The sequence below is a fragment of the Yoonia sp. genome, from assembly GCF_030731595.1.
Lineage (GTDB): Bacteria > Pseudomonadota > Alphaproteobacteria > Rhodobacterales > Rhodobacteraceae > Yoonia.
In genome coordinates, this window is record NZ_JANQTS010000148.1 from 1 (window position 1) to 1,747 (window position 1,747).

The window sequence follows — 1,747 nt, forward strand, 5'->3', positions numbered from 1 at the left end:
TGTGATAGGCAATAGATCGCACCTCGCGCTCGGCCAATTCGGCTTTGAGCAATTGTGACAGGATCGGCACCGCCGCTTCAAAAGCGGGCGCACCCTGTTCCATCAGGTCGGTGACAGCTTGCGCTAGACCATACATCTTCAGGCTGCGGAGCATGATGATGATTGCGCCACTTGCAGGATCATGACGCATGGCGACCTCCGGCTGTTTGGGCACGCAGGCCATCATAGCGTTCGACATTGGCTTTGGGTTCGAGGCGCAGGATCAAGGCTTGCGGCGTGTCTATATCAGGGCCGCCAGTTACCTTGCCGTCCACCAACCGATGAAGCAGGTTCAACACATGGGTTTTGGTTGCAACGCCTTCGGTCAATGCCATTTCCACAGCGGCCAACACATCTTGTTCATCGTGATGCAGAACTAAGGCCAGAATATCGACCATCTCTCGATCACCACCAGGGCGCCGCAGCATCAAGTCCTGCAACTGCTTAAACGCCTGGGGTAATTCCGTGAACGGCGCGCCATTGCGCAAAGCACCGGGTTTGCGCTGGATGACGGCCAGATAATGTCTCCAGTCATAAACCGTGCGCGGCAATTGCTTATGTGAGCGGTCAATGAAGCGCGGATGTTCGCACAAAATTTGTCCTTCGGCGGCGACAACGAGCCGCTCGGGATAGACCCGTAAACTCACCGGGCGGTTCGCAAATGACGCCGGAACGCTGTAACGATTGCGCTCAAAATTAATCAAACAGGTGGGCGAGACGCGTTTGCTATGTTCGACAAAACCATCGAAGGCGCAGGGCAATGGCATCAATGCCGCCTGTTCGTCGGCCCAAACATCAGCAATACTGCCGACCAACCCACCATGCGGAATCTCATGCCACATCTCCATGCAGCGCTGCTCCAACCAATCGTTTAGCGCATCGAGATTGGGGAACTCCGGCATAGGCTGCCAAAACCGATGCCGAGCGTCACGAACGTTCTTCTCAACCTGACCCTTCTCCCATCCCGCCGCAGGGTTGCAGAACTCTGGTCCAAACACATAGTGGTTCGTCATGGCCAAAAAACGCATGTTGATTTGCCGTTCTTTGCCACGTCCGACACGGTCAACCGCAGTGCGCATATTATCGTAAATCCCGCGCTCAGGCACGCCGCCGAAGACCCGAAAGCCATGCCAATGGGCGTCAAACAGCATCTCATGGGTTTGCAGCAAATAGGCGCGGATCACAAAAGCGCGGCTGTGCGACAACTTGATGTGGGCAACCTGCAGCTTCGTGCGCTCACCGGCCAAGACCGCAAAATCCTCGCTCCAGTCGAATTGGAACGCTTCGCCAGGGCGGAAAGTCAAAGGCACAAAGGTGCCACGCCCCGTCGTTTGGCTTTCTCGCTGCCGATCCAATCGCCAGTCACGGGCAAACGCTGCGACCCGATTGTAGGACCCAGCGTAGCCCAGCTTCACCAAATCCTCATGCAGCTGCTTCGCTGTTCGCCGTTGCTTGCGCGACTTCCCAGCTTCAGTTTTTAGCCATCCGGCCAATTTATCAGCAAAAAGATCAAGCTTGCTCTGCCGATCTGGTGTCGTGAACTGCGGCTCAATCGTGCCCGCGTTCAAATGCTTCGTTATCGTGTTGCGCGACAAACCAGTCCGGCGCGAAATCTCCCGGATCGATAGCTTCTCGCGCAAAGACATGCGTCGGATTATGTTCAAAAGTCCCATGTGTATCACTCCATTGCTCCCCGTGGCGCAGCGCG

At 56.0% G+C, this 1,747-nt stretch carries 1 protein-coding gene and 1 pseudogene; both read right to left on the minus strand.

All coding sequences use genetic code 11. The features are described 5' to 3' along the window. A pseudogene (locus tag NWQ23_RS16345) lies at nt 1-190 on the minus strand (ATP-binding protein); the annotation flags it as partial. Beyond that, a complete protein-coding gene (istA, locus tag NWQ23_RS16350) occupies nt 180-1,712 on the minus strand; it encodes an IS21 family transposase (protein ID WP_306167459.1) in 1,533 nt (510 codons plus the stop codon). The pseudogene NWQ23_RS16345 and the gene istA, both read right to left, overlap by 11 nt. Nucleotides 1,713-1,747: the final 35 nt, after the last annotated feature.

Coding starts and splice junctions, on each gene's coding strand:
- istA (WP_306167459.1), bottom strand. CDS start 1,712: ATGGGACTTTTGAACATAATCCGACGCATGTCTTTGCGCGAGAAGCTA.